Annotated in this window: 18 protein-coding genes; 9 read left to right on the top strand and 9 right to left on the bottom strand. The window is 73.3% G+C overall.

Features of this window, described 5'->3' with window-relative positions:
- Positions 1-53 precede the first annotated feature (53 nt).
- Positions 54-2,702, top strand: coding sequence for a protein kinase domain-containing protein (locus BSZ37_RS18515; protein ID WP_095511977.1), 2,649 nt, complete (start codon positions 54-56; stop codon positions 2,700-2,702).
- 12 nt (positions 2,703-2,714) lie between these two features.
- Complete coding sequence (locus BSZ37_RS21645) at positions 2,715-3,167, top strand: hypothetical protein (RefSeq protein WP_143537731.1); 453 nt, start codon at positions 2,715-2,717, stop codon at positions 3,165-3,167.
- 26 nt (positions 3,168-3,193) lie between these two features.
- Here the strand turns inward: BSZ37_RS21645 and BSZ37_RS18510 are convergent, their stop codons facing one another.
- Genes BSZ37_RS18510 through BSZ37_RS18495 form a run of 4 tightly spaced genes read right to left on the bottom strand, consistent with a single transcriptional unit; the run spans position 3,194 to position 6,876 of the window.
- Positions 3,194-3,877, bottom strand: coding sequence for an alpha/beta hydrolase (locus tag BSZ37_RS18510; protein WP_095511976.1), 684 nt, complete (start codon positions 3,875-3,877; stop codon positions 3,194-3,196).
- A 41-nt stretch (positions 3,878-3,918) separates the two neighbouring features.
- Complete coding sequence (locus tag BSZ37_RS18505; protein WP_095511975.1) at positions 3,919-4,527, bottom strand: DUF2911 domain-containing protein; 609 nt, start codon at positions 4,525-4,527, stop codon at positions 3,919-3,921.
- Between the two features lie 45 nt (positions 4,528-4,572).
- Positions 4,573-5,874 carry an aminotransferase class V-fold PLP-dependent enzyme gene (locus tag BSZ37_RS18500; protein ID WP_095511974.1) on the bottom strand — a complete coding sequence of 434 codons (1,302 nt, stop codon included), beginning with the start codon at positions 5,872-5,874 and terminating at the stop codon, positions 4,573-4,575.
- A 54-nt stretch (positions 5,875-5,928) separates the two neighbouring features.
- Positions 5,929-6,876: a ring-cleaving dioxygenase gene (locus BSZ37_RS18495; RefSeq protein WP_095512452.1), complete on the bottom strand. Its 948-nt coding sequence runs from the start codon at positions 6,874-6,876 to the stop codon at positions 5,929-5,931.
- A 108-nt stretch (positions 6,877-6,984) separates the two neighbouring features.
- On the opposite strand from BSZ37_RS18495, the gene BSZ37_RS18490 reads away from it, so the two are divergent.
- Positions 6,985-7,749: a carboxylesterase family protein gene (locus BSZ37_RS18490; protein WP_179299752.1), complete on the top strand. Its 765-nt coding sequence runs from the start codon at positions 6,985-6,987 to the stop codon at positions 7,747-7,749.
- On the opposite strand, the gene BSZ37_RS18485 is transcribed toward BSZ37_RS18490, so the two are convergent.
- The 4 genes from BSZ37_RS18485 to BSZ37_RS18465 form a co-directional block, all read right to left on the bottom strand.
- Entirely contained in the window at positions 7,705-9,354 is a 1,650-nt protein-coding gene (locus BSZ37_RS18485) for an NAD(P)/FAD-dependent oxidoreductase (protein WP_095511972.1), read from the bottom strand. The genes BSZ37_RS18490 and BSZ37_RS18485 overlap by 45 nt on opposite strands.
- Positions 9,347-10,267, bottom strand: coding sequence for an alpha/beta fold hydrolase (locus BSZ37_RS18480; RefSeq protein WP_095511971.1), 921 nt, complete (start codon positions 10,265-10,267; stop codon positions 9,347-9,349). Before BSZ37_RS18480 ends, BSZ37_RS18485 begins: the two co-directional genes overlap by 8 nt.
- Positions 10,268-10,390: 123 nt before the next feature.
- Positions 10,391-11,401, bottom strand: coding sequence for an AFG1/ZapE family ATPase (zapE, locus tag BSZ37_RS18475; protein WP_095511970.1), 1,011 nt, complete (start codon positions 11,399-11,401; stop codon positions 10,391-10,393).
- 516 nt (positions 11,402-11,917) lie between these two features.
- Entirely contained in the window at positions 11,918-14,212 is a 2,295-nt protein-coding gene (locus BSZ37_RS18465; RefSeq protein WP_095511968.1) for a PIG-L family deacetylase, read from the bottom strand.
- A 177-nt stretch (positions 14,213-14,389) separates the two neighbouring features.
- On the opposite strand from BSZ37_RS18465, the gene BSZ37_RS18460 reads away from it, so the two are divergent.
- From BSZ37_RS18460 to BSZ37_RS18445, 4 genes are all read left to right on the top strand, one after another.
- A complete protein-coding gene (locus BSZ37_RS18460) occupies positions 14,390-15,841 on the top strand; it encodes a DNA repair exonuclease (RefSeq protein WP_095511967.1) in 1,452 nt (483 codons plus the stop codon).
- A gap of 174 nt (positions 15,842-16,015) precedes the next feature.
- Positions 16,016-19,447, top strand: a complete 3,432-nt coding sequence (locus tag BSZ37_RS18455; RefSeq protein WP_095511966.1) for an AAA family ATPase — start codon at positions 16,016-16,018, stop codon at positions 19,445-19,447.
- Positions 19,448-19,503: 56 nt separating this feature from the next.
- Complete coding sequence (locus BSZ37_RS18450; RefSeq protein ID WP_095511965.1) at positions 19,504-19,851, top strand: hypothetical protein; 348 nt, start codon at positions 19,504-19,506, stop codon at positions 19,849-19,851.
- 12 nt (positions 19,852-19,863) lie between these two features.
- Positions 19,864-20,367, top strand: a complete 504-nt coding sequence (locus BSZ37_RS18445; RefSeq protein WP_095511964.1) for a TY-Chap domain-containing protein — start codon at positions 19,864-19,866, stop codon at positions 20,365-20,367.
- Here the strand turns inward: BSZ37_RS18445 and BSZ37_RS18440 are convergent.
- Complete coding sequence (locus tag BSZ37_RS18440) at positions 20,364-22,895, bottom strand: M14 family zinc carboxypeptidase (protein WP_095511963.1); 2,532 nt, start codon at positions 22,893-22,895, stop codon at positions 20,364-20,366. The two genes, BSZ37_RS18445 and BSZ37_RS18440, sit on opposite strands and share 4 nt — an antisense overlap.
- A 514-nt stretch (positions 22,896-23,409) precedes the next feature.
- Between BSZ37_RS18440 and BSZ37_RS18430 the strand changes: the two genes are divergently transcribed.
- Both BSZ37_RS18430 and BSZ37_RS18425 read left to right on the top strand, forming a co-directional pair.
- Entirely contained in the window at positions 23,410-24,162 is a 753-nt protein-coding gene (locus BSZ37_RS18430) for a carbonic anhydrase family protein (RefSeq protein ID WP_095511961.1), read from the top strand.
- Between the two features lie 76 nt (positions 24,163-24,238).
- Complete coding sequence (locus BSZ37_RS18425) at positions 24,239-25,294, top strand: hypothetical protein (protein ID WP_095511960.1); 1,056 nt, start codon at positions 24,239-24,241, stop codon at positions 25,292-25,294.
- Positions 25,295-25,364: the final 70 nt, after the last annotated feature.

Raw genomic sequence — 25,364 nt, 5'->3', positions numbered from 1 at the left:
AGAAGTCATTTCGACGGGAGAGCTTACGCCCACAGGAGGAATCGCCTGCGGCGATGACAAAAGCGGGCCTCGGCCTATGGTCGGGGACGCTTGACGTCGTACGTTCGGTCAGATATTCGTCCCCCGTCGTGGACGCACCGGCTCACACTTTCGGCGCGGCGACCCTGCTCGGCGAGCGGGTGGGACCGTATCGGGTTCTCGGGGAGTTGGGGCGCGGCGGGATGGGCGTTGTCTACCGGGCGGAGGACACGCGCCTGGGCCGTCAGGTCGCGCTCAAGTTCCTCCCGGCGGGCCGCCGGGACGAGACCGCGACGGCCCGGCTGCTCGTCGAGGCCCGGGCCGCCGCGACGCTCGACCACCCCAACGTGTGCACCGTCTACGAGGTGGCCGAGACGGACGCCGGGCGGCCGTACATCGCGCTGGCGTGCTACGAGGGCGAGACGCTCGCCGAGCGGCTGGCGCGCGGCCCGGTGGTCGCCGAGGAGGCCGTCCGCATCGCGCGCGGCGTCGCGGCCGGCGTCGCCGCTGCCCACGCCCGCGGCATCGTCCACCGCGACCTCAAGCCGTCGAACGTGTTCCTGTGTGAGGACGGCACGCCGAAGGTGCTCGACTTCGGGATCGCCAAGGTGCCCGACGTGTCCCTGACGCGGACCGGCGAGACGGCCGGGACGCTGGAGTACGCCGCCCCCGAGCAGGCCCGGGGCCGCGTGGACGCACGCTCCGACGTGTGGTCCCTCGGCGTGGTCCTCTACGAGATGCTAACCGGCCGGACCCCCTTCGTAGCGCCCTACGGAGCGGCCGTCCTCTACGCCGTCCTCCACGAGGAGCCCGCGCCCCCAAGCGCCCACGCCGACGTGCCACCCGAGGTGGACGCGGTCGTGATGCGGTGCCTCGCGAAAGACCCCGACCGCCGGTACGCCGACGCCGCGGCGCTGGGCGACGCGCTCGTCGGCGTTTCTCGTTCGGACGCGCCGGTCTCCCCAGCCGCCGAGGTGGTCGGCATGGCCGCGTGGGTCGGCTGGCTCCGCCAGTCGCGGCGCGCGGTGGCGGTCGCGGCGCTGGCGCTCGTGGGACTGCTCGGCCTGGGGCTGTGGACGTCGCGCGCGTCGGCGCGCCCAACGCTGCCGGCGTCGATCCATCTCGCCGTGCTCCCTCCGACGCCCCAGCCCGATGGGCCGGACGCGCGGGCGTTCGCCGAGGGACTCGCGGAGGAACTGGCAAACGGCGTCCGGAAGATGGCACAGCCCGACCGGGAGATGTCTGTGGAGTCGGTCGCCGACGTGCGCGAGCACCGTGTGACCACGCCCCAGCAGGCCGGGACGGTGCTCGGCGTCAACCTCGTGCTCACCGGTACCCTCTGGCGCGACGAGGACCGGCTCTCTCTCACGCTGGCCCTCGTGTCGACGGACCGGCGGTCCCGAATTTTGGACACGGAGACCGTCGAGATAGGCCGTGCGGAGGAGAGCAGCATCCGGGGCCGCGCGCTCCTGGCGATCGCCGAGATGCTGGAGTTCGAGATCTCGGACGCCACTGCCGCGCGTCTCACGATCGGCACCGATGACCCCGAGGCACAGAACTTCTATTTCCAAGGCCTGAGCTTTCTGCAGCGTGACCGCGAGGTCGAGGACGTCGACCGAGCCATCGTCCTGTTCCAACAGGCCGTCGTGTCGGATACGGCGTTTGCAGAAGCTTACGCCCGGTTGGGTGAGGCGTACCTCGCCAAGTACGTCGCCTCGCGCGACACGGCACTAGTCGGGTTGGCGAGCCGGGCTGCCGAGCGCGCTCGAGTCCTAGATGGGGACAACGGCGAGGTTCTCGTCACACTGTCCCAGTTGGCGCTCGCGACGGGGCAGGATCGCCTCGCCATACGTCGTGCCCGTGACGCGCTTGCCCTCGACTCGACGGCGGAGGCCCTGCGAGCGCTCGCAGATGCACAAGTCTCCGCCTCAGACTATGAGCAGGCCGAGGCTACACTTCAAGCTCTAGTCCGGCGGGACCCGGTGTCATGGTCGGGTTTCTTTCATCTCGGTTCGTTCTACTACGGCCAACTCCGGCTCGACGATGCCCGTGTCCAGTTCGAGCGTGTCATCGACTTGGCGCGTGCCAACTACCAGGGGTACTCGGGGTTGGGCGCCGTTCAATTATCGACGGGCGACTACGACGGCGCGCGGGTAGCTTTCGAGCGAGTTCTCGAACTGCGGCCCAGCCACCCGTCGGCTCTGGAGAATCTGACAACCATCTTGCTCTACCAGGGGGACCACAAAGAAGCAGTTCGCCGCTACAGCGAGATTCTGGCGAGCGACAGCTTAGACCATGAGACGTGGCGCAACCTTGCTTCGGCGTACTGGGAGACTGGAGAGCGCGCTCAGTGGACTCGGGCTATGCGGGGTGCGCTCCGCCAAGTCGAGCGGGGCCTCGCCGTGAACCCCAACGACCCTACACTGCTTGTCGCGCGCGCCGTGTACCGCCACAGCCTAGGAAACTCGGAAGGCGCTCGACAGGACGCTCTATCGGCGGTTCGACTTGCGCCCTCAGATCCGGAAGTTCAGTTTGAGTCCGCGCGCGTGTTCGGTTTCCTAGGGGACCGAAAAAGCGTAGCTACTGCTCTGAGAGCCGCGAAAGAAGCAGGACACACCTTCACCGGGATTCGGGGCGATCCTGCATTCGATGGGATGCGAGAGGTCGTTCGAGCCATCCATTAGATACTCGAAAATATGAACGACATGTTTGACCTGGAGTCATTTTATGATCTAGAGGAATACAGTCTGTCCCACAAGTTGATTTATGTGGACTATTATGAAACTGTAGACTATTGCATATGTAGATTCGTAAAGACGGGTCACATGAACAAAAAACAAAAATTAAAATGGGAAGTTTACGAAAGAAACGACATTACTCTGCTGGAAGTTATGGCTGGAGATAACTGTGAAATATCAGATCAGGAGATCAGGAACAACACAATATATGCAGATGTAAGATATGATAGACCAAACAATTTTGAAGGTAAAACTATATGTAGCTATAGATTAAGGTACAGAATGGACGGAATTGATTGCGAGGCTTACGGGGGCCATCCTAAAGAAGTAGTCAGATGCAGAGAGGGTGATACAAGAATATCAATCGATATTTTGAGCCGTAATCCACCTCCAATAATCAGATTCCCATGATATCATAAACTTGCTCCAAGATATTATTACAAGTATTCAGTAATATTATTGATGGCCAAAATCTCATCATGGACGATCGTGTGCCCGATGCCTGGGTACACGCGGGCGTCCACCTCGGCGCCGAGGCGGGCATAGACGGCGGCGGTCGTCTCGACGCGGACAAGGGGAATGTGCGGGTCGACGTCGGAGCAGCCGAGGAAGACGGGCGTGCCCTCGAAGTCGCCGCTGTAGTCGAACGCCTTTTCGGCGTAGGAGCCGCCCATGCCCCGCAGGCGGGGCACGTCGGCCGGCCCCGGGCCGGTGCCGAGGAGGCCGCCGCTGAGTGCGAACACGCCGCCCCAGCGGCCGGCATTTCGCGCCGCCGTCTCCGCCGCGAGACATGCGCCCTGGCTGAACCCGCCGAGCACGACCCGCTCGCGTGGGATCCCGGCCGCCTCCGCCTCGGCGACCGCCCGGAGGACCGCGGCGATGCCGGACGAGAGGCCGGGCTCGTTGGCTTCGAGCGGGGCGAGGAAGCTGTTCGGGTACCACGCGCCGCCCGCCGCCTGCGGCGCGAGATACGCGACGTCGGGCCGGTCGAACTCGCGCGCGAGGCCCAGGATGCCCTGCGCGCTGTCGCCGCGGCCGTGGACGAGGACGACGGCGGCGGAGGCGTCCGCGAGAGAGGCGCCGGCGTGGAGGAGGGGCTGGTCGTCGTGGGGGCCGGGCATGGGGGGCGAGGCGGCCCGCCTCGGTACCGAGGCGGGCGGGGTCAAGGGGCGCGGGAGATCGGGAACGCGGCGGCGCGGTCGGCCCAGGCGAGCGTGAGGGACTGGCCGTCGCCGGAAAAACTCCACGTCAGACCCTCGGCCGGCGTTCCGGGCGTCGACGGTGCAGCGTCGACGGTGGCGAGGTCGGCGGCTGCGTCGTATTCGTCGGCGAGGTGCTGGCCCGCGACGCGGTTGACGTGGAGCGTCCACCGGTCGGCGCGGGGCGTGACGAAGAGGGCGTAGACGCCGGGCTCGACGCGCGTGCCGCCGACGAGGAGCGGGACCGTCGTCGCGAGCTCCGTCGCGCGGTGAGCGCCAGCCGCCCAGACGGTATCGTAGCCGACGAGGCCGCCCCAGACCTGGCGCCCCCGCGCATACGGCTTCCCGTGGACGACCGACACGTAGCCGCCGTCCTCGTATCGGAGCCCGGCACGGCCGACACCGCTGCCCGCCGGGGGATCGGCTTCGTCGACGCGGAGGCCGGTGACGACGAACGCCTCGGCGACGGCGTGCGGATCGCCCACCTCGGGGGCGTGCTGGGCGTGGTCGTGCTGGGCGAGGGCGGGGCTGGCAGAGAGCGCGGCCAGCGCGGCGAGGAGGAGCGTGCGCATGGGGCGAACGTAGCGACGCTGCGCGTGGCGGTCGAGACCCGCGAGCTACCCCAACTCCGCGATCGCGGCGACCGTCCGCTCAACCTCGGCCGGAGAGTTGAGCGCGCCCGGTGCGATCCGGGGATAGGAGACGGGGTACGGGCTCGAACTCCCCGTGATGCCGCGCTCGTGGAGGTGCGCGACGACCGCCTCTGCCCCATGCCCCTTCACCTCGAACGTGATGATGCCGGCCGAGAGCTCCGGCGACCGCGGCGTGAGGAGGCGGACGTGGCGCATCCCGGCCAGCGCGTCCTTGGCCTGGGTGTTGAGCCCGTGGATCCGCGCCTCGATCCGGTCCTTCCCGATCCGCTGATGGAACCGGAACGCCTCGCCGAGCGCCCACCGGTGCTCGAACGAGTGGAACCCGCCTGGCGTGAAGGTGTCGCCCGGCGTCACCACGTCCGGGGGCACGACCCCCAGCCACACGCCGACGTCCGGGCCGAAGCTCGGGATCACGGGCGTCATCCGACGCCACGCCTCGCGCGTCGCGTGGACGATGCCCGTCCCGCGCGGGCCGAACATCCACTTGTGCGTGCCGGCGATGAGCACGTCGGCGCCGAGCGAGGGCGCCGTCTCGTCCTCGATCCCGAACGCGTGGACGCCGTCGACCACGAGGAGGACGCGGTCGGCCTCGTCGCGGCCCACGTTGACGTCGCCGAGCGCGGCGGCCATCCGCGCGATGGGGAGCTTGACGCCGGTCGAGGAGTGGGCCCACGTGACGCCCACGACGCGCGTCCGGTCGGTGACGCCGGCGAGCATCCGCCCGACGACCTCGTCGGGGTCCGTCGCGGCCGGGTCGTCGTAGAGAGCCACGCGCCGGACCGTGATGCCGTCGCGCGCCTGGCGGTGCTTCAGCGCGTAGATCGTCGAGTAGTGGTCGTGCGGCGTCGTGAGGACCTCGTCGCCTTCGCCGAGGCGGAGCGTGCCGTAGACGAGGCCCAGCCCCATCGTCGTGCTGTCGGTGAGGGCGATGAGCGCCGGGTCCGAGTCGAGGTAGTCGGCGACGGCCTCGCGCTGTTCCCACTCGGCCGTCATGAAGTGCTCTTCCCAGTAGTGTGCGGGGTCGCGGTCGAACGCGTCGCGGTGCCGGGCGATCGCCTCGGCGACGGGCCGGGGGTGGCTGGCGAGTAGGAACGTCGCCATGTGGACCCGGTCGCGCGTGAGCGGGAACTGGTCGCGGACGCTCTCCCAGTCGGTCGGGTCGAACGCCCGAGGCGGGGCGGGCCGGGACGCCAGCGCCGGGGCAGCGGCGAGCGGGAGCGCCCCGAGGGCGAGGCCGGAGCGGGCGACGAAGGAGCGACGGTCCATGGCGGTTCGGGCGGGCGCGGCCCTCCAGGGTACGCGATCCGGCCCGAACCTCAGTCACCGGCCTGCCGGCGGCAGTCGGAGCGGGCCGAGCGCGGCCTCGATCCGCTCACGCCGCGGCTCATACTGGGGCGGCAGCTGGAGCGACTGGCCGAGCGCGTCGGCCGGCTCGTCGACGGCGAAGCCGGGCGGGTCGGTCGCCACCTCGAACAGGACGCCGCCGGGCTCGCGGACGTAGACCGACCGGAAGTACTGGCGGTCGCGGACCTCGGTCGGTGCCAGCCCGAGCGCGCGGAGCCGCTTGGAGACCTCGGCCTGGGCCTCGTCGGTGGGCACGCGGAAGGCGACGTGGTGGACTGTCCCGATGCCCATCCGGCCCGCCTCGGCGTCGCCGAGGTCGAGGTCGACGAACCGGGCGCGGTCGGCAGCCGGGTTCACGAGGCGGAGCCGGTCGCCCTCCTGGCGGTGCTCCTCGTAGCCGAACGCGTCGGCGAGGACGCGGGCCGTCGCGTCGGGGTCTCCCGAGAGGAGCGTCGCGCTGTGGAACGCGCCCGGCGGCCGGTCGGCGCCGACGCCCCCGGTCGTCCACTGGCCGTCGACGTCGCCGGCCTCAACGAACTCGACGACGATCCCGCTGGGGTCACGGACGGTGAGGACCCGGTCGCCGAACCGCTCGGCCGGCGCGTCGAATCCGTCGTGCCCGATCGCCGCGAGCGCGTCCATCCAGGCGTCGACGGCGCCGACGGGGACCGCGTACGCCGTCGCCGTCGGCTGCCCCGCGCCGACCCGTTCGGTCCGGCCCGCCGGCCACGGGAAGAACGTCAGGACGGAGCCCGGGCGGGCCTCCGCGTCGGCGTAGTAGAGGTGGTAGGTGCCCGGGTCGTCGAAGTTGACGGTCTGCTTGACGAGCCGGAACCCGAGCGTATCGGCGTAGAAGTCGACGTTCTGCTGGGCCGGGCCGGTGATGGCCGAGACGTGGTGGAGGCCGGTGACGGGGGAGGGCATGGGCCGCGTGGGGGGAGAGTCGTGAGGAGGGAACGATCTCGGGTTCCCCGGTTGGCCTCGCGGACGGCGCGCGGGGCGTGTACGTTCGCCGGCCCCGCGCGCTCTCCCGTGCCCCGCGTCCTCGTCCTCCTCGCGCTGCTCCTCGCCGCCTGCGACGCCGGCCCCCTCGGCCCCGCCGCGCTCGCTGACGTCCCGCTCACGCCGGGGGTCTCGCGCGTCGAGGTCGAGGGCGATGACGGCCCGGTCCGCTTCACGCTGTCGGTGCCCGACGGGCTGACGGCGGGCGCCCGCGTCCCGCTCGTCGTCGCGCTCCACTGGTCGGGCGACGTCACGCCGTACTACGGCGAGACCTACCTCCGCGCCCTCGCCGCGCCCGGCCTCGCGGGCCTCGGCGCGATCGTCGTGGCCCCCGACCGGCCGGGGCGCGAGTGGGACTCGCCCGAGTCCGTGGCGGTCGTCCGCGCGCTCACCGAGGCGGCCGTGGCCGCGTGGCCCGTCGACCGCCGGCGCGTGGCGGTGACCGGGTACAGCCAGGGCGGGTTCGGCACGTGGAGCGCGCTGGCCGCGGCGCCCGACCTGTTCTCGGCCGGCATCGCGATGGCCGCCTACCCCATCACCGACGGCGGCGGGCGCCCGGTCTACGTGATCCACGGGACGCGGGACGAGCTCTACGCGGCCTTCGACACCGAGCGGGCCGTCGCGCGGCTCGCGGCGGAGGGAAAGCCGGTCGTGTACGCCCCGGCCGAGGGGCTGACGCACACCGAGCCGGCCGCCTACGTCCCCGCGCTCCAGGACGCCGCGCGCTGGCTGGCCGACGAGGTGTGGTCGCTACAGCGCCGCGAGGTGCTGGTGGACGAACGCGACGGCGACTGAGCCCTCGCCGACGGCGCTCGCGACCCGCTTGACCGACTCGTGCCGGACGTCGCCGGCTACGAACACGCCGGGCACGCTCGACTCGAGGAGGAACGGGTCCCGTTCGAGCGGCCACCCGTCGAGGTCGCCGTCGCGCAGGTCCGGCCCAGTGCGGACGAACCCCCGCTCGTCGCGCACGATCTCCGGCGGGAGCCAGTCGGTGTGCGGCGCCGCGCCGATGAACACGAAGAGGTAGCTGCAGTCGAACGTCTCCGTCGCGCCCGTCCTGCAGTCGGCGAGGCACACGCGCTGGAGGTGCCCGTCGCCGTCGCACGACTGGACCTCCGTGTTGAGCCGGACGTCGATCCGCTCGTGGGCCTCGATCCGGTCGACGAGGTACTGGCTCATGCTCTTGGCGAGGTCGTCGCCGCGGACGAGCACGGTCACCCGGTCGGCGTAGTCGGCGAAGTGGAGGGCGCCCTGGCCGGCCGAGTTGCCGGCGCCGACGACGACGACGTGCTGGTCCTTGCAGCCCATCGCCTCCGTCATGGCCGCCCCGTAGTAGACGCCGCGGCCCTCGAACTCGGGCGCCCCGCTGGCGGGCAGCTTCCGCCAGTCGACGCCGGTCGCCAGCATGAGCGCGGCGCACGAGATCTCGCGGCCGTCGCTCATCTGGAGGATCTTGTACGGCCCGTCGGTCCGGAGGCCCGAGACCTCGACCGGCGCCAGGATCTCGACGCCGAACCGCTCGGCCTGGGCCACGCCGCGCCGCGCGAGGTCGGCCCCGGAGAGGCCGGCGGGGAAGCCGAGGTAGTTCTCGATCCGGCTCGACGTGCCCGCCTGCCCGCCCGGCGCCTCGCGTTCGAGGAGCACCGTCTTGAGCCCCTCGCTCGCCCCGTAGACCGCCGACGCCAGCCCGGCCGGCCCGCCGCCGACGATGGCGAGGTCGTAGAACGCCCGCTCGGCCTCCTGCCGGAGCCCGATCCGCGCTGCGAGGTCGCGCGCCGACGGGGCCTCCAGCCGGTCGCCGTCCTCCAGGATCACGAGCGGGAGGCCGGCGCCCTCGGCGAGCGCGCCCGCCTCGGCGTCGCGCTCGACGTCCTCGAACCGGTACGGCACGTTGTTGCGCGAGAGGAAGTCGCGGAGCCGGTGGGCGTCGGCGTTCCAGCGGTCGGCGAGGAGGCGGAGGCCGCCGTAGCCGGGCCGGTGGTTCGCCTTCCAGTCGGCGAGGAGGTCGTCGAGCGTCGGGTAGAGCTTGGCCTCGGGCGGGTCCCAGGGCTTGAGGAGGTAGTAGTCGACGCGGCTGTCGTTGATGGCCGAGATCGCCGCGTCGGTGTCGGCGTAGGCCGTGAGGAGGACGCGCTTCGTCTTGGGCGTGAGGTTGGCCACCTCGCTCAGGAGCCCGACACCGTCCATCCCCGGCATCCGCTGGTCGGAGAGGACGAGGGCGACGGGCTCGTTCTTCCCGGCCAGCTCGCGGACGGCGTCGAGCGCCTCGGCGCCCGAGTCGGCTCGGAGGACGCGGTAGGCGTCGCCGTAGCGGCGGCGGAGGTCGCGGGCGATCGCGCGGAGGACGTCGGGGTCGTCGTCGACGCAGACGATCACGGGGTTTTTGGCGTCAGCCATCGGCGGGGAGGAAGTCGGTGACGAGGCGGGCCGTCTCGGCGGGCCGCTCCTGCATCGGCGCGTGGCCGACGCCGGGAAGCACGGCAGTCGTGGCGTCGGGGAGGCCGTCCTCCCAGAGCGGGACGGCCGACGGGCTCAAGATGCGGTCCTCGGCGCCCCATATCACCAGCGTCGGCTGCTCGATCTCGCCGAGGCGGGGGCGGATGGCGTCGGACTCGGTGGCGATCTGCCGGAACAGGTCGCGGAGGAACGGCGCGCGCCGGGCCACGTCGGCGGCGAGCACGTCGCGGGCGGGGCCGGGGATGCCGGGGTCGCCTTCGAAGGCGAGGGCGAGGAAGCGGTCGTACTCGGCCCGCGTCGTGGGGATGAGCGGCACCTCGCCGCGCGCGAGCGCCGAGTCGAGCGCCGTCGGCTCCGGCCCGCGCACGCCAGCCGCGTCGATCAGCACGAGCCGCCGGACCCGGTCGGGCCCCGCGAGGGCGAGCCGCGCGGCGACGGCCCCGCCCAGCGAGTTGCCGGCCACATGAACGTCGCCGGGCGCCACCGCGTCGAGCCACGCGCCGACCTCGTCCGCCAGCCGATCGGCGTCGTAGGCGACGGACGAATCGCGGACCGAGCCGCCATGCCCGGCGAGGTCGGGCGCCAGCAGCCGTCGGCCCTCGGGGTAGGCCCGCGCGAACGCGAGCCACGCGTCCTTCGAGGCGCCGAACCCGTGGACGAGCACGAGCGCCGGCTCGGCCCCCGGCCGCTCGAGATAGGCCACCGGCCGTTCGGAGACCACGACCTCGCGGGTCTCCAGGCCCGCCTCGGCACGGCGGTCGGCGATCCCACGCTCGACGAGCGACTCTTTGAGCCCGCCGCACCCGCCGAGGAAGACGAGGGCGACGGCCAGGAGCGGGAGGCGGAGGGGCATACCGGCCCTACGCCGCCCCGCGCGCCCGGTTCGTCCCCTGGCCGATCCGCCAGTCGGCCCTCCGCCTCGACGCCGAGGCGGGTGGACCCGGTTCGGCTGGCGGATGCGCACCGGCGCACCGACTCAGACGTGCTCCACCTCCGCCAGGGCCGTGAGGCGGCTCGTCGTCCGGGTGAACTTCTCGGCGATGGCGGCTTCGACGCCGCGGCGGCCTTCGGCGTCGAACCAGTCCGCCGGCGGCGTGGCCGAGGTGAAGTAGAGCGTGGGCGGCGAGGGCAGGCCGTAGAGGTCGTCGGCGACGCGGAGGAGGCGGAGGGCGTCGTCGGTGTCCGAGACGTCGATGCCGTCGAGGAAGAGCGCGCGGCTCCGGGCGAGGTCGTCGGTCAGGCGCGTCCGCTCGACCTCGGTCGTCAGGCGGATCAGGTCGTCGAACGCGAGCCAGCGCTTCGGGTCGGGCGCGGCCTCGAACGCCCGCCGCATCGCGGCCCGCGCCACCTCCGGCTCGCCGACCCACGCGCGGCCCTCCTTCGAGAGTCGCTGGCGGAAATCGTCACCGCCGACGAACACGACGTGGTACTCCTTCTCGAACTCCTCCGAGATGAACCGCTCCAGCCGGTCCCGTCCCAGGTTCGCCGAGACGAACTTCTCGGGCTCGGCGTTCGACGTCGCTGCGAGCGTCACGCCGCGCTCGCGGAGAGCCCGGAGCACGGCGATCAGGCGGACCTCGCCGGCGGGGTCGTCCAACTCGACCTCATCCAAACACAGCACCCGGGCCGCCTCGGCGACGCGCTGGGCGTAGACGTCCGGCGGCTCGACGGCCCGCAGCAGCGCCGACGAGTGCGTGTAGGCGCAGGCGACGGGCTTCGATCCGCCCTCGGGCGACTGGAGCGCGTGATAGATCGACGCCAGCAAGTGCGTCTTGCCGGTCCCCACCGGGCCGACGAGGTAGAGGCCGCCGCGGAGCCCGTCGTCGCGCTGGAAGAGGCGCATCCACGACGGCCGGCCGTAGCGGACCCGCGCCAGCCGGACGAATCGTGTCGCTTTGTCGCGGGCCTCGGCCTGGCTCTCCGTCTGGGGGACGTAGCTCCCGAGGCGGGCGTCGTCGTAGCGGGCGGGCGGGCGGAGGCGGGTCACGGGCGGGGGGACGGGCCCCGGAGACTACGCAGCCTCCCGGCCCGTCCCGCCGCCCCGACGCGTGGAGACGCGTCGGATACGCGGGCTACGCCACCGGGCTAGGCGAGCGGGCCGCCGACGTGAGGGACGCGCCCGCGGAGGCGGGGCGAGGCGCCGTGCCGGCTCCGGGTCGACCGCGGCGCCCGTCCGAGGTGGGACAGGCCCGTGGGCGACCCGTGGGCGAGGCGGCGGTTCTCGTGGCTGCTGACGCGCAGCGGCGAGTCGAGAAAGGACGAGCGGGGGACGGGGGTGCGGAACATGATCGGGGGGAGAGGGGCGTGCCGAGAGGGCGCACTCCACCGGTGCGGCGGCACGGCCACCGGGGAGCGGGAGCCCGCCGGAGCCTCCGATTGGATGGTCCGCGTCGAGGCGGAGGGAGGCGAGGCGGGCGGCCTTGATGTGCCCCCTCCACGGATGGACCCGCCCGAAGGTTACAGGGGGTTGCTATTTTTTTAGCAGGTGCCGGACTCGGCCCCGCTATCGCATCCCCACGGCCCCACGCCCGTCGACAAGCGGGAGCGACACCAAGTTGCTGAAGGCTCGCCACGCGCCCGGGTTCAGCGCCGCGAGCTGGCGGTACCACACGAGCGGCGAGTAGACGTACGTGCCCTGCCCGACCTCGGCGAACAGCAGGCCCGTCGTCAGCGGGTCCTCGCCCGGGTCGCCGACGGTGACGAGCCGCTCGAAGCGGTCGTCGGCCTCGGACGGGAAGTAGAGGCCGCGCTCTTGGACCCAGCCGTCCCAGTCCGCCTCGGTGAGCGTGTGGGGCGACTGGAAGAGCGGGTGATCGGGCTCCGTGAGCGTGATCGCGGCCGTCTCGTCGGTCACGCGGTCGCGGCCGAGCGTGATCGGGAACGGCGCGACGCCGCCCTCGGCGTTCCACTCGAACGACTTATGGTACCCGACGACGAGGTGCCCACCGCGCTCGACCCAGTCGAGGAGGTGGCCCTTGTGGGCCACGAGGTCGGGCCGGTCGAGGAGCGCCCGGATGTCGACGACCACCGTGTGGAGCCCGTCGAACTGGCCGGTGGCGAGGGCCGTGCTGTCGAGGTCGACCACGTCGGCGCCCATGACCTCGAGGGCGTCGGCCATCGTCCCGTCGTAGCTCCGCACGAACCCGACGCGGAGGCCGGGCGCGACGGCCACGTCGGGGAGCACGGCCGCGGGCCGCTCGACGATGAACCACGGGAGCCCGCAACTCGTCGTCCGCGCGGCGGCCTGGACGCGGTAGGCGCCCGGCTCGGCGTCGCCGAGGTCGATCGACACGGTCGCGCCGCGGTCCGTCGCGGCGACCGGGACGATCTCGTAGCCCACGGCCCGGTCGCCCTGGTAGATCGTGACGCCGACGTCGACGGTGTCGCGGGCGACCTCGTAGATCGTGACCGCGACCGGGATCTCGTTGACGCCCGGCACGAGGCGGATCGGGTCGGCCGAGAGGTCGACGGTCGCGGGGGGGACGATCTCGACGGGGAGCCGGCCGCCGGCCACGCGCGTGCCCTTGGCGTCCCGGACCTCGTAGAGGAGCGGCGCGCCGCCCGTCCCGCTCCCGTACTGCTGGCGGTAGGCCGGCGCCGTCGGCGGCGTGCCCGTCGGGATCGGCACGCGGAGGCGGGTGTCGTTGGCGCTCGCCGTCACGGGCGCGCCCGCGAACAGGCCGCGCGTCGGGGCACCCGGCGGCGGGAAGACCGTGACCGTGTGCCCGTCCGGCAGCGCCCCGAGGTCGGCGTAGACGGCCCCGCTCGGAACGACCGTCGGCGAGTTGACCGGGAGGTCGAGACCCGGGAGCCGGCCGGAGTCGACGAGGGCCGCGAGCGAGAGGTCGGCGGCAGCGGGGTTCGGGGCGAGGCCGGCGGCGAGATCCGTGGCGCCGGCCGGGAGCGGCGGCGCGTCGTCGGCGGAGGCGAGGAGCGTGAAGGTGTTCGTCTCGCGGCGGAAGCGGGGCGCGAACGTGTCGAACCCCTGGCTCACGTGCTGGGCGGCGGCGGCTACGGCGCGGTCGGCGCACGACTCGGCCGAGCGCGTGGCCGTCGCGGCACACGCGTCGCCGACGGGGACCGTGACGTCGGCGTCGCTCGCCTCGCCCGACCAACCGCCGGTCCGGAGAAACAGCCGCTTCGGCTGCCACAGGTCGACGCCCTCTTCCTCGAGCTGTTCGGGGCGGTACGTCGGATCGGCAGCGAGACCGAACGCCTTGTAGGCCGAGATCCCGACGGCCTGGTGGTGGCCGTGCTGGGCGTCGGGCCAGGCCGTCGTCGTATCGTGGTTGGTGAACATCACGTCCGGCTTGAGGCGGCGGACGAGGCGGACGACGTCCGCGACCAGCTCGTCCCGGCCCGCCTCGGCGCCCTCGCGGGGGGCGTCGGTGTCCCAGAAGCCGGCGCGCGGGCGGCTCCACTCGTCGAACGCCTCGGTCGCGTGCTTCGAGAACCCGAAGTCGAACCGGTCGAGGTAGACCACGCGGGTGCCGAGGATCCGAGCGGCGGCCTCGGTCTCGGCCGTACGGATGGCGCCGAGCCGCTCGTAGAGGTCGGGGCCGGCCTCGTTCTGCCCGCCCTCGCCGCGCGTGAACACGACGGAGTAGACGGCGGCGTCTTGGTTGCCGCGGTAGTAGGCCATCGTGAGGCCGTCCTCGTCGTCCGGGTGGGCCGCGAGGTTCATTACCACGAGCGGCCGGTCGGGGAGGTCGGCGCCGAGCCGGGCCGGCGGGGCGCTCTGGGCGTGCGCGGCGGTCGCCAGCAGGGCGAGGAGGAGGGCCGGGACGAGACGAGACATCGGGCGTTCGGAGCGTCGTTTCCGCAACCTAACCCCCGATGTCGCACGGCGATCCGGCGAGGCCGAGGTCTCGCGGAGAGTCCACGCCGGGCGCCGAGCCGGTGCGAGAGGAAAACGCGGTCTCGTTCGTCATTGAACCCCTGCCGGTCCCTACATTCCGGCGTCCCCCCCGACGCCATGCCTGGTCCGCGCGCCCGCCTCCTCGTCAGCGGCGACCTCCACCTCGGTCGGTACCCGAGCCGCGTCCCGCCCGGCGACCCGGCCCTGACCCTCGACGCCGTCGTCCGGTCGCTCGTCGACCAGGCGGTGGAGCGCCGCGTCGACGCCGTCGTGCTGACGGGCGACGTGGCCGACCAGAGCAACAAGTACTTCGAGGCGTTCGGCGTGCTCGAGCGCGCGCTCCACCGGCTCGTCGACGCCGGCGTGCCGGTCGTGGCGGTGGCCGGCAACCACGACCACGACGTGCTCGGGTCGGTCGCCGAGGCGGTGGGGGAGGGCGTCCGCGTGCTGGGGCGGGGCGAGACGTGGGAGTCGGCGTCGATCGAGAAGGGCGGGCGCGAGGTCGTCCGGCTGTGGGGCTGGTCGTTCGCCGGCCCCTACGTCCACACGTCGCCGCTCGAGTCGCTGCCGGCGGACCTCGGCGACGTGCCGGCCGTGGGGGTCCTCCACGGGGACCTCGACGTGCCGGCCAGCCGCTACGCTCCGGTCGCCCTCGCCGACCTGTGGGCGACGGGCGCCAGCGCGTGGCTCCTCGGCCACATCCACGCGCCGCGGACGGAGCAGCGCGACGGCCACCTCGTGCTGTACCCCGGCTCGCCGCAGCCGCTCGACCCGGGCGAGCCGGGCGAGCACGGCGCGTGGCTCGTCGAGATCACCGAGGACGGCCGCGCCTCCGCCGAACTGATCCCGATCGCGACGGTCCGCTACGAGGCCCTCGCGGTCGACCTCGACGGGGCTGCCGACGCGACCGAGATCCGGCAGCGCGCGGCCCGCGTCCTCCGCGACTTCGCCGAGACGGTCCGGGAGGCGTCGCCCGCCGTCCGCCGTGCGGTCGTGCGCCTGACGCTGAAAGGGAGGACGCCGGCCTACCGCGCCGTCGAGCGGGTCGCGTCCGAGTTGGTCGAGGACGGCGAGACGGCGACCGGCGGGCTGGCCGTCGTGGTCGACCGCGTGGAGGACCTCGCGCGGCCGGCGCTCGACCTCGCCGGCCTGGCCGAGGGCAGCGGCCCGGTCGCCACGCTGGCGGCGCTCGCCGGCCGGCTCGAGCGGGGCGAGCCGTCGGAGGGCGACCTCGCCCTGATTCGCCGCGGCGTGGAGGCGCTTCAGCAGGCCCGCCGGGCGCGCGTCTTCGAGCCGCTCGGCCGCTCCGACCGTCTCGACGCCGACCTCGCCGCCGAGGCCGCCCTTCGCCTTCGCCGCCAGACCTACCGGATGCTGGACGAGGTCCTCTCGCAGCGCCCGTCCGAGGCGAGCGCCCCCGCCTCGGCGGAGCTGCCGGCCGAGTCGGTGCCCGCTGTCGCCGCGCCTCCGTCCGCCGCCCCCGAACCTCCCGCCGCATCCGAGGGCCCCGGCGCCTTGCCCGAGGCGGAGGAGGTCGTGCCGACCGACGTCGCCGACGCGTCGGGATGAGCCCCCCGCACCTACCGTGTCGTCCCGAGCGGAGGGCGCAGCCCGGAGCCGACGGGTCTCCGTCGCGCACCGCGCTCGGGCGACTTCCGCTCAGGATGACACGGGCGTGAGCGCTGCGCTCGCTCTCGCGGCCCATCTGCCGAGCCGTTTCGCCGTCCATCGTCCCCCATTCCCATGGACCGCCTCGACCTGACCGCCCTCACCGTCCGCACGTTCTACGGGCACCCGCAGCCGGGGCTCGCGGCGACCGAGCTCGGCCCCGGCGTCAACGTCGTGTACGGGCCGAACGGGCAGGGCAAGACGACGATGGCGCGCGCCATCCACGGCGTCCTCTGGCCCGAGACCGTCGCCGGCGCGCGGCCGACGTACTCGGCCCGGTTCCACTTCGGCGGCGACGACTGGCGGGTCGACTTCGACGCGGGCGAGGCGCGCTACCAGCGCGGCGCTCAGCCCGCCGACCGGCTCCCGCTCCCCGACAAGTCGTACCGCGACCGCTACGAGTTCTCGCTCGCCGACCTCCTGCAGGCCGACGGCGACGCCTTCGCCGACGTCGTCCGCCGCGACGCGGCCGGGGGCGTCGACCTCGACGCGGCCCGCGACCGGCTCGGGTTCAAATCCGCCCCGACGCAGCGGCTCAAGGCGACGGCCGAGGCGGAGGACGCCGCCCGCGCCGTCCAGGCCCGCCAGCACCAGCTCGACGCGCTCCGCGCCCGCGAGCACGACCTCGACGAGATCGCGACGCGCGCCGCCGAGGCCACCGAGGCCGCCGAACGGGCCGAGCTCTACCGGCTCCTCGAGGAAGCCGCCGACCGCGCCGAGGCCGCCAAGGCCGCCGACCGCGTCGTCGCTGAGTTCGACGCGGCGATGGCGCACGTCGCGCCCGACACGCAGGAGCGCTACGACGACCTCGGCCTCGCCGTCCGCAAGGCTGAGAGCCGCCGGGCCGACGTCGAGGACCGCCGCGCCAACGCCCGCGCGGCCCTCGCCGACCACGGCTGGGACGCCGTCGCGCTCCCCGAGGAGGCCGAGCTCCGGTCGCGCGCGACGGAGGTCGAGGTGGCGACGCGGGCCCTCGAGAACGCCGAGGCGAGCCGGGCCGCCGCCGCGGAGCGCGAGCGCCGCGCCCGCGAGGCCCTCGGCGGCCACATCGACGCCGCCCCCCACGTCGACATCTCCGCCCTCGGCGACGTCGCCGCGTTCGCCCAGCGCGCCGGCCGCCTCCGCGGGCGCGTCGAGGAGCTCGAGGGCAAGCGGCTCGCCGCGAAGGGCCGCCTCAACGCCGTCCGCTTCCACGAGGGCGACGACCTCGCGCGCGCCGCCGACCTCCTCCGCCGCTGGCTCGCGCGGACGTCCGATGTCGAGGCCCAGCCGACGGGCCTCCCCGCGCTGCCCGTGTGGATCGCCGCGGCCGTGCTCGCCGTCGTCGCCGTCGCGCTTGGCGTTCTGCTCTCCCCCGGCGCGTTCTGGCTGCTCCTCGGCGCCGCCGCCCTCGCCGTCGTCGCGGTCCTGCTGGGGCGGACGGCCGAGGCGACGGAGCACCCGGCGGCCCAGGCCCGGCAGGCGTTCGAGGCCCTGCCCGTTCCCGGCCCGACCTCGTGGTCGATCCCGACGGTCCAGAAGCGCCTCGACGAGATCGAGCGCCAGCTCCTCGATCAGAAGGAGCGCCTGCTCTGGAAAGACGCCGTCGACGAGATCGAGCGGACGCTCGTGGCCACCGAGGCCGCCCGCGCCGAGCTCGACGCCGAGGCGGCCGACCTCAGCGACCGGCTCGGGTGCGACGTGCCGGAGACGCCCGAGGGGCTCCACCTCCTCGCCCGGAACGTCCTCGCGTGGCAGGAGGCCGCCCGCGACCTCGGCGTCGCCGACGCCCTCCGCGACCGGGCGCACGGCGCGCTCCTGACCGCGCTCGACCTGTTCAACCACGTGCTCGACGGCGTCCCGGTGGAGCCCGCGACGGACGCCGCGACCGCGGCCGGCAACGTCGCCCGCGTGACGCGGGAGGCCGACGAGCGGGACCGGCTCCGCGCCGAGGTCGCCCGCCTCGACGACGCGGTCGGCGTGGCGACGGAGGCGCTGGAAGAGGCCACGGCCGCCCGCGACGCGCACTTGGCCCGGCTCGGGCTGGAGGAGCCCGCGGCCGTCGAGGTCACCGCGCTCTGCGCCGACCTGCCCGCCTACACCGCCGCCGTCGAGGAGGCGTCGCGCGCCCACGCGCTCGCCGAGGAGGCGTCGGCCCGGGCCCGGGCCCACGGCCGGTACGACGACGAGGCCGCCGGGCTCGACCGCGCGGCGCTCGCCGAGGCCCGCAGCGCCGCCGAGTCGCGCGCCGCCCGCCGAGACGAGTGGCTTGAAGAGAAGGCGGCCATCCAGACGCTCGTGGGCGAGGCCCGCCGGGGCAACCAGCTCGCCTCGGCGCAGGCCGAGCACGCCCGCGCCCTCGACACCCTCGAAGCCGTCTACGACGAGCAGGCCGACGCGCTCGTGGGCCACGCGCTCGCTGAGTTCGTGGCCGAGGAGACGCGCGACCAGCACCTCCCGCAGGTGTTCAAGCGCGCTCGCGAGGTCCTGGCCGACATCACCGACGACCGGTTCCGCCTCGAGTTCGAGGAGGGCACGTTCCGCGCCTTCGACGCGACGCGGGGCCGGGCCTACGGGCTCGACGAGCTCTCATCGGGCACGCGGCTCCAGCTCCTGCTGGCCGTCCGCCTCGCCTTCGCCGAGCAGCAGGAGGTCGGCGTCCGGCTCCCGCTTCTGTTGGACGAGGCGCTCGCCAACTCCGACGACGAGCGGGCCGGGGCCATCGTCGCGGCCGTCCTCCGGCTGTGCCGACAGGGGCGCCAGGTGTTCTACTTCACGGCGCAGGCCGAGGAGGTCGCCAAGTGGCGCCGGCTGTCGGACGAGCACCCCGATGTCGACTGCCGATTCATCGGCCTCCCCGACGCGTCGGCCCTCGTCGCCATCGACCTAGAGGCGACGCCGACGGCCGAGACCACGCGCCGGGTCCCCGAGGCCGGCGGACTCACGATGGACGCCTACGCCGACGCGGCCGGCGTCCCGCCCTGGAGCGGCTGGGACGCCCCCGACGCGCTCCACGTGTGGTACCTCCTCGACGACCCCGACGACGTCGAGGCCCTCCTCCGCCGCGGCTACGCGACGTGGGGCCAGCTCCGCGCCGCCGCCGAACGAGGCAAGCCGATCCCCGTCGCGTTCGATCGGGCCGAGCGCCGGGCCGAGGCCGTCGCGGCGTGGCAGCGGGCGTGGCGCCAGGGTCGCGGCCGGCGCGTTGACCGCGACGTGCTGGAGGCGTCGGGGGCCGTCACCGAGGCGTTCATCGACGAGGTCTGGTCCCTCTGTGGCGACCTCGAGGGCGACGCCGAGCGACTCGTCGACTGCCTCCACCGCGGCGACCTCGCGCGCTTCCAGAGCCGCCAGGCCGAGCGCCTCGAAGCGTACCTCCTCGACGAGGGCTACCTCTCGCCCGACGACCGGCTCTCCGACGACGAGGTCCGCCGCCGCGTCGCCGAGGCGGGCCCACCCGGGGCGCTCGACGACGCGCTGGGCGTCCTCGCACGCGTCCGCCAGCGGGCCGAGGCCGTCGCGGCGTAGCCCGCGAGCGCGGAGGGCTCGGATGACCGACCTTGTGGGCCCCGGCTCCCCCTCTGATGCTCCGCAACGTTTTTACCCCGCCCTGCGGGTTTGACCTCACCACGACGACCGTCGCCTCCTCCGAGGGGCTCGCGGCCATCGCGTTCTGGGGGTACCGCCTCGTCGTCCACCCCGACGGGTCGTGCTTCGTCCACGAGACGTACTACGACAAGCGGGAGGGCATCCTCGGCATCGCCCAGGCCGCCGCGCGTCCCTGCGGCGACGACGCCGCCGACGTGCTCGACGAGCTCCAGCGGATGGAGGAGGGCCTCCGCGAGCCGCCGCTCCGCCTCCTCGACTACGTCGACGAGGCGCCGGTCGGCGGCGGGGATGGGGCCGGAGGACTCCCGCCCATCGGCGACTAGCTCCACCCGCCCATGTCCGAGCTCGACGAACTCCTGGACGCGCTCGACGCGATCTCCGCCCACCGCGGCGACAGCTTCGTCGTCGTCAAGGTCGAGGGGGAGGAGGACCTCCACGTTGAGATCGGGGCGAGCGGCGAGGCGGGGCTTGAGGCGGAGATCGTCGGGACGGCCGGGCCGGAGCCGTCGAGTCAGCTCTCGTTCGCCCAGCAGGCCGCCCTCCGAGAGCGGGGGTGGGAGCGCTACGGCAACGCCCTCTGGGGGAGGTCCTGGCCCGACACGCCCACGCGGGCGGACCGGCAGCGCGTGGCCTACGAGACGCTCCGGACGCTCGGCGAGGTCTACCGCACGACCGGCGCTGTGACCGTCGACGAGGTCGAATTGTCGGGCGGACCGGAGGCGCCGACCGCCCTGTCTGGGACGGAGGCTCCGCGCGCGGCGCGGCTCGTGGTCCTCCTCGTCGCGGCGTTCCTGGCCGTCCTCGGCGTCGCGCTGGCCGTGTTCATCGGCGCAGCCTAGAACGTCGCGCCGAGGTAGACCGCGTTGAGGAGGAGCCCGTCGGTGCCCCACCAGAACGCGCGGAACGCCGGGTCGAAGTCCATGAGGACCACGCGGCCCGCGCCGAGGCGGCCGGCCTTGAGCGCCGACGCGCCGGCCAGGCGCGCCTCGGTCTCTTCGGAGGCGTACCCGCTGAGGACCGGCTCGGCGTCGGCGTAGCGGCCCACGTCGGTGCCCGAGCCCGGCGCGGCCGGCTCGAAGAGGGCGGTGCCGGACTTGAAGACGGCGACCTGATCGCCGTAGCCGTACGCCAGCGGGTGCGTCGGGTCGAGCCGGAGGTCGAGGATGCTCCCGCCGAGGGCCTGCGCCCCGCGCGCCGCGTCGCGGTCGGCGTAGGCGTAGGCGGTCGAGTCGGTTGCCGTCTCGCGGAGCGGGGCGTCGAGGAGGCCCGCGCGGGCCGCCCACCGCGCGCCGCCCTCGATCCCGACGAGCACGCCGCCCCCGCGCACCCACTCACGAACGCGCGCGACCGCGAGGGAGTCGAGCGAGCCGTACCCGCCGTCGGCCACGACGAGCGTGGTGTAGCCGTCGAGGGCCGGGAGCGAGGCGGGGTCGAGGAGCGAGACGCCCTCGCCGAACCGCTCGCTCAGGAGGTGCCACACCTCGCCGACGCCGTAGGGGCTCGCGCCGTCGCCGGCCAGGAGCGCGACGCGGGGCGCCTGGAGCACCGGCCACCCGCGGCTGCCGAGGTCGGCGCCCGACGGCGTGAGGCCCGAGTCGAGCGCGAACGCCTCGACGTGGTCCTCCGCCACCGCCACCTCGACGGCCGCGTGGACCGCCTCGGCGTCGACGCCGCCCTGGCGGACGGGCACGACGAGCGTCCCGCGGTCGAACGACTGGCGGGCGCCGCCGGCCTGCGCCTCGAAGGGCGACTGGGCGAGGCGGACGCGCGCGCCGGCCGCCTGGAGCCGCCGGAGCGCGCGCGGCGCGAAGTACCGGTCCCACCGGATGGCGTACGCCACGTCAGCCCGGCCGCCGACGAGCCGGCCGCCGTCGAAGGCGGGGTCGACCTGCGCCCCCATGCCCGGAGCCCGATCGAGGCGGGCCGCCTCGGCGCCGTAGGCGAGGGGGAAGGTCCAGGCCGAGACGTCGTAGAAGAGGCTGTCGGTGAACGTCCGCACGCGCTCCATCGAGGCCTGCACGAGCCGGCCCTGCGGCTGGGCGAGCGGGACCACGAGCGCCTCGCCGGCCCGGAAGGTCCGCCTCCCCGCCCGCACGTCCTCCGCCAACTCGTAGAGGCGGACGCGGCTCCGGGCCAGCGTCTGGGCGAGCGCCTGCCCGCGCGTCCGCCGCGTGCTGAGGTCGATGACGTAGGCGCCGTCGCGCGACGCGGCGTAGAAGTCGCGCATGTGGCGGAGGAGCCGCTCGCGGAGGGCCACGGCCGCTCGGAGCGTCGAGACCGATGTCGCGACCTGGTTGCGGACGGTGAAGGCGTAGTCGAGCCGTCCGTTCTCGTCGGTGTCGCGGAGGAGCGCGCGGCTCGACGCCTGCTCGAAGAGGATCCCCACGCCGCCGTTGATGTCGGGGTACGTCGAGCCCTTGCCGTAGTAGAAGTCGTCGAAGCTTTCCTCCGAGTAGTAGAGGCTCCCGATCCGGTCGAGCTCGGCCGCGTGGTAGGCCGCGATGTCGCCCGTGAGCTCGAACGTGGCCTCGGGCGTGTTCGGGTTGTTCCGGGAGGGGATGCCCGGCTGGAAGAAGAAGGTGGCCTCGGGGCCCATCTCGTGGTGGTCGGTCGTGACCTGCGGGCGCCACGCGTGCCACCACGCCATCCGCCCCCGGCTCTCCTTGAGCTCCGTCGGGAGCCAGTCCCGGTTGACGTCGAAGAGGTAGTGGTTCGTCCGGCCGTAGGGCCAGGCCTCGCGGTGCTCGCGGTCGCGCGCGTCGGCCACGGGCGTCGCGCCGCGGTAGCCGTTGACCCAGTCGACGAACCGGTCGCGCCCGTCGGGGTTGAGCATCGGGACGAGGAGGACGACGGCCTCCTCCAACTGGCGGTCGATCTCGTCACCCTGCGCGGCGGCGAGGTGGTAGAGCCACACGAGCGCGGCCTCGGTCCCCGACGCCTCGTTGCCGTGGACCGAGTAGCCCTGGAACACGACGACGGGCATCTCGGCGAGTTGGGCGTCACTTATGGTGTCGGGCTCCTCGCTGAGGGCCACGTTCTGCACGCGGATCTGTTCGAGCCGTCCGTGGTTCGCCGGGCTCGTGACGACGGCGTGGACGAGCCGCCGCCCTTCGTACGTCGTGCCGTGGAAGCCGGCGGTCACCCGCGGCGAGGCGGCGGCCACGGCCTCGACGTAGCGGACGACCTCCTCGGGCCGCGTGTGTCGCTCGCCGATGGTGTAGCCGAGCACGTCCCGCGGTGTCGGCACGGCCGGGTCGTAGGATGCGGTGCCGTCGATGGCGTAGTCGATGGCGAGCGGGACCTGGGGCTGCGCCCACGCGGCGGCCGAGGCGAGGAGGGCGAGGAGGGCGGGACGGAGTCGGCGCATCGGTCGGGGGGAATCAGACGGAACCTATCGCCGGTTGGGAGCGGCCGGCGGCCGTCCCGCTATTCGTTAAGGAACGGGGAATGGGGCGGCGGGGGGAACGATAGTCGTCGGAACGACTACCAGGCCGCATGCCGCGCTGGATCTTCCTCCTTTCCCTGATTGCCGTCGCCGTTGTGGGCGGTGTAGAGGCGGCGTGGGCGGTCCCGGCGCCGACGGAGACGCACGAGTCGACGCTCCCTGTGGAGCCGCCGCCCGCGTCTGAGGAGGCCGAGGAGGAGAACGAGGCCGCCCGCCTCGGCGGCCTCGCCGCTGTGCTGCCGGCGGCGCGCGGTCCGCGTCCCGCGTCTGAAATGGGCCTGTCGCCAGACGGCGGCCCCCCGGAACCTCCGCCGCGATAGCGAGCCGGGGCCCCCTGGGTCCGTCTGCCGTTTCGTTCATGCCGTCCTGCGCGGGTCGCGCGCGGGAGGCCATCCCACCCCACTGGACGCCGTCCGCGCTCCTCACTCACCCTCCAATGAACCGCTTCCTACTCCTTCCCCTCCTCGCCCTCACGCTCACGGCCTGCTCGACGACGCAGGCTCAGATCCAGACGTCGTACGAGTACGACCCGACCATCGCCCTGACTGCCGAGACGCAGGCCGCCCTGACGCCAGAGCAGGTGATCCTGCGGCTCAAGGACGGCAACCAGCGGTTCCTCAACGGGACCGCCGTGGAGCGAGACTTCCTGAGCCAGGTCCGTCAGACGGCCGGGGGGCAGTACCCGATGGCCGCCATCCTCGGGTGCATCGACAGCCGGGTCCCCCACGAGATCGTCTTCGACAAGGGCGTCGGCGACGTGTTCTCGGCCCGCGTGGCCGGCAACTTCGTCAACACCGACATCCTCGGTTCGCTCGAGTTCGCGACGGCCGTGGCCGGCTCGAAGGTGATCGTCGTCCTCGGCCACACCGAGTGCGGCGCGGTCAAGGGCGCCTGTGACAACGTCGAACTCGGCAACCTGACTTCGACGCTGGCCAACATCGCCCCGGCCGTCTACGCCGTCGACGACATCGCGGGCCCTCGCACGTCTTCGAACAGCGACTTCGTGCAGGAGGTGGCCCACACCAACGTCGAGTTGACGGTCCAGAACATGGTCGATCGGAGCCCGGTCATCCGGAGGCTCGTGGAGAGCGGCGACCTCATCGTGATCGGGGCCATGCACGACGTGGCGACGGGCGAGGTCACGTTCTTCGAGGACGACATGATCACGGCTGAGACGATCGACAGCTAGGTCCTCGACCCGCCTCCGTTCCCCAGACGGCCCGGGGCGCCCGCCCGCGCCTCGGGCCGTCGTATTCCGTGCTCTCATGCGCCTGCTCCCCCTCGCCCTTTCCCTCCTGCTGGCGGCCCCCGCCATCGCCCAGTTCACGATCTCAGACGACCTCCGCCTCGACGTCGCCGGCGGCGTCCAACCCCGGCTGAGCCTCGGCGTCGAGGAGGGCGCGACCGACGAGGCCCGCTACGGGGTCGGCCTTCGCCGCGCCCGGATCCAGGCCCGCGTGCTCTACCGCGGCCTCGGGGGCATCGAGTACGACGTGGAGGGCGGCTCCGGGACGATTCAGAGCGTCGACCTGTTCGCGTTCGCCGACCTCACCGACCGCGTCCAGGCGCGGGTCGGGTACTTCCCCGTGGCTCAGCCGCGTGGGGCCATCCTGACGCCGTACTTCCTGATCGACGCCGTCGACCGGGCGGCCATCGCCGAGCGGTGGCTGGGCGGGACGCTCGGCGGCGACGGCCGGGACCTCGGGGTCGACGTGACGTACGCCGCGAACGGGACTCGGCTGACGGCCGCCCTGCACAATGGGGCCGGCACGTTCGCCCGCGACGTCGGCAACTACCGCGAGGGGATCTCCTCGCCCGACGTCGTCAACGGGCCAGAGACAGAAGGCGTCGCCTTTGCTGCGGCGGGCTCCGTCGAGGTCGCCAGCGTTGAGGTGGGCGCGTTCGGAGGCGTCAACGGGTCCGAGCCGGCCCGGACCGGCGGCCGGTCGTACGTGACTGGCGGGGCTCACCTGTACTGGGGCGCGCTGCCGGGCAGCCAGCCGGTCCGGCTCAAGCTCGACGCCCTCGCGATCCGCTACGACGACGACGGGACCGGCGCGCAGGAGGCCGCCGGGGTGTCGGCGCTCGGCGCGGTCCGCGTGCTCGGGGCTGGCGAGGCCTTCGCCCGCGCCGAACGGTTCTGGGCCGATGTCGAGGCCGACGGGGACGATTACCTCACGGCCGGGCTCAGCTACAGTCCGAGCGCCGCGCGGGGCGGTCCGTACGAGCGGGCCCGGGTTTCGCTGGCCTACCAGTACCGCGGCGGCGGTGCCCTCGGGGATGCCCACCTCGTCATTCTCCAGGGCCAACTCGCGTTCTGAGCGCCGCGGTGGGCGCCCCCGACCGCGCGCCGAATGTCCGCAGTGAGTTCGCGACCGACCGCTCGCCACG

The organism is Rubrivirga marina (assembly GCF_002283365.1).
GTDB lineage: Bacteria > Bacteroidota > Rhodothermia > Rhodothermales > Rubricoccaceae > Rubrivirga > Rubrivirga marina.
This window is presented reverse-complemented; position numbering and strand designations above follow the sequence as displayed.

What these genes read in the sequence shown, in the direction of transcription:
- BSZ37_RS18515 (WP_095511977.1), top strand. Translation starts at nt 54, where the DNA reads ATGACAAAAGCGGGCCTCGGCCTATGGTCGGGGACGCTTGACGTCGTA.
- BSZ37_RS21645 (WP_143537731.1), top strand. Translation starts at nt 2,715, where the DNA reads ATGAACGACATGTTTGACCTGGAGTCATTTTATGATCTAGAGGAATAC.
- BSZ37_RS18510 (WP_095511976.1), bottom strand. Translation starts at nt 3,877, where the DNA reads ATGCCCGGCCCCCACGACGACCAGCCCCTCCTCCACGCCGGCGCCTCT.
- BSZ37_RS18505 (WP_095511975.1), bottom strand. Translation starts at nt 4,527, where the DNA reads ATGCGCACGCTCCTCCTCGCCGCGCTGGCCGCGCTCTCTGCCAGCCCC.
- BSZ37_RS18500 (WP_095511974.1), bottom strand. Translation starts at nt 5,874, where the DNA reads ATGGACCGTCGCTCCTTCGTCGCCCGCTCCGGCCTCGCCCTCGGGGCG.
- BSZ37_RS18495 (WP_095512452.1), bottom strand. Translation starts at nt 6,876, where the DNA reads ATGCCCTCCCCCGTCACCGGCCTCCACCACGTCTCGGCCATCACCGGC.
- BSZ37_RS18485 (WP_095511972.1), bottom strand. Translation starts at nt 9,354, where the DNA reads ATGGCTGACGCCAAAAACCCCGTGATCGTCTGCGTCGACGACGACCCC.
- BSZ37_RS18480 (WP_095511971.1), bottom strand. Translation starts at nt 10,267, where the DNA reads ATGCCCCTCCGCCTCCCGCTCCTGGCCGTCGCCCTCGTCTTCCTCGGC.
- BSZ37_RS18465 (WP_095511968.1), bottom strand. Translation starts at nt 14,212, where the DNA reads ATGTCTCGTCTCGTCCCGGCCCTCCTCCTCGCCCTGCTGGCGACCGCC.
- BSZ37_RS18460 (WP_095511967.1), top strand. Translation starts at nt 14,390, where the DNA reads ATGCCTGGTCCGCGCGCCCGCCTCCTCGTCAGCGGCGACCTCCACCTC.
- BSZ37_RS18455 (WP_095511966.1), top strand. Translation starts at nt 16,016, where the DNA reads ATGGACCGCCTCGACCTGACCGCCCTCACCGTCCGCACGTTCTACGGG.
- BSZ37_RS18450 (WP_095511965.1), top strand. Translation starts at nt 19,504, where the DNA reads ATGCTCCGCAACGTTTTTACCCCGCCCTGCGGGTTTGACCTCACCACG.
- BSZ37_RS18445 (WP_095511964.1), top strand. Translation starts at nt 19,864, where the DNA reads ATGTCCGAGCTCGACGAACTCCTGGACGCGCTCGACGCGATCTCCGCC.
- BSZ37_RS18440 (WP_095511963.1), bottom strand. Translation starts at nt 22,895, where the DNA reads ATGCGCCGACTCCGTCCCGCCCTCCTCGCCCTCCTCGCCTCGGCCGCC.
- BSZ37_RS18430 (WP_095511961.1), top strand. Translation starts at nt 23,410, where the DNA reads ATGAACCGCTTCCTACTCCTTCCCCTCCTCGCCCTCACGCTCACGGCC.
- BSZ37_RS18425 (WP_095511960.1), top strand. Translation starts at nt 24,239, where the DNA reads ATGCGCCTGCTCCCCCTCGCCCTTTCCCTCCTGCTGGCGGCCCCCGCC.